Below are 1769 nucleotides of genomic sequence, written 5' to 3'. Positions count from 1 at the left end.
GTGGCGGGGTCGACGGCGAACTGGATGTTGCAGCCGCCGGTGTCCACGCCCACGGCGCGGATGATGTCGATGCCGATGTCGCGCATCTTCTGGTACTCACGGTCGGTGAGGGTCAGCGCCGGGGCGACGGTGATGGAGTCGCCGGTGTGCACGCCCACGGGGTCGACGTTCTCGATGGAGCAGACGACGACCGTGTTGTCGGCGGTGTCGCGCATGAGCTCGAGCTCGTATTCCTTCCAGCCGAGGATCGACTCCTCCAGCAGCACCTCGCTCGTGGGCGAGTCGTGCAGGCCTGCACCGGCGATGCGACGGAGGTCGCGCTCGTCATAGGCGAATCCGGACCCGAGGCCCCCCATCGTGAACGAGGGACGCACCACGAGCGGGTAGCCGAGCTCGTCGGCGGCGGCGAGCACCTCGTCCATCGTGTGGGCGATGCGCGAGGCTGCGACTTCGGCGCCGGCGTCGATCACCAGCTGCTTGAAGATCTGGCGGTCCTCGCCCTTCTCGATCGCTTCGACCTTGGCTCCGATGAGCTCCACGCCGTACTTGTCGAGGATGCCGGCCTTGTCCAGCGCCATCGCGGCGTTCAGCGCCGTCTGGCCACCGAGGGTCGGCAGGATCGCGTCGGGCTTCTCCTTGGCGATGATCGTCTCGATCACCTCCGGGGTGATCGGCTCGATGTAGGTCGCATCGGCGAAGTCCGGGTCGGTCATGATCGTGGCCGGGTTCGGGTTCACCAGGATGACGCGCACGCCCTCCTCGCGCAGCACGCGGCAGGCCTGCGTGCCGGAGTAGTCGAACTCGGCGGCCTGCCCGATGACGATCGGGCCGGATCCGATGACGAGGACGGAGTTGATGTCGTCGCGCTTAGGCATTCTTCGTGGTCTCCAGGTTCGCGAGCACGAGGTCGCGGAAGCGGTCGAACAGGTAGTTGGCGTCGTGCGGGCCGGCGGCGGCCTCGGGGTGGTACTGCACCGAGAACGCCGGAAGGTCCAGGGCACGCAGGCCCTCGACGACGTTGTCGTTGAGTCCTACGTGGCTCACCTCGACCCGGCCGTAGCCGGCGGGGCTGTCGGTGACGCCCTCGATCGGTGCATCCACGGCGAACCCGTGGTTGTGCGCCGTGATCTCCACGCGCCCCGTCTGCTTGTCGAGCACCGGCTGGTTGATGCCGCGGTGGCCGAACGGCAGCTTGTAGGTGCCGAAGCCGAGAGCGCGCCCCAGCAGCTGGTTGCCGAAGCAGATGCCGAAGAAAGGCAGCTTCTCATCGAGCACCGAGCGCAGCAGTACGACGTGATCGTCGGATGCCGCGGGGTCGCCGGGGCCGTTGGAGTAGAACACCCCCACCGGGTCGATGGCGCGGATCTGGTCGATCGTGACGTCCTGCGGCAGCACGTGCACCTCGAACCCGCGCGCGGCGAGATTGGCCACCGTCGCCTGCTTCACGCCGAGGTCGAGCACCGCGACGGCGCCGATGCGCTCGCCGACGGCCGGCGTCACCTGGGGAGCCGAGACGGAAACCTCGGCCGACAGGTTCTGTCCCGCCATGGTGGGCGCCTCGCGCACGATGCGCAGCTGCTCCTCAGGATCGATGTCTGCGGCGTCGCCGCTGAAGATGCCTCCGCGCATGCTGCCGGCGGAGCGGATGTGGCGGGTGACGGCGCGGGTGTCGATGCCGCTGATGCCGACGATGCCGTCGGCGACCAGTGCCTCGTCGAGCGTGCTGTCCGCGCGCCAGTTGGACACGACCCGTGAGGGGTCGCGCACGA

2 protein-coding genes are annotated in these 1769 nt (G+C 68.6%); both read right to left on the bottom strand.

All coding sequences use genetic code 11. The features are described from left to right. A partial coding sequence (locus NQ160_RS23335; protein WP_441338277.1) for an ATP-binding protein occupies nt 1-875 on the bottom strand: 875 nt, incomplete at its 3' end. Then, nucleotides 868-1769: carbamoyl phosphate synthase small subunit (locus NQ160_RS23330; protein ID WP_257517391.1), on the bottom strand; the 902-nt coding region annotated here is incomplete at its 5' end. The genes NQ160_RS23330 and NQ160_RS23335, both read right to left, overlap by 8 nt.

This window comes from Microbacterium sp. zg.Y909 (genome assembly GCF_024626565.1).
This window is presented reverse-complemented; position numbering and strand designations above follow the sequence as displayed.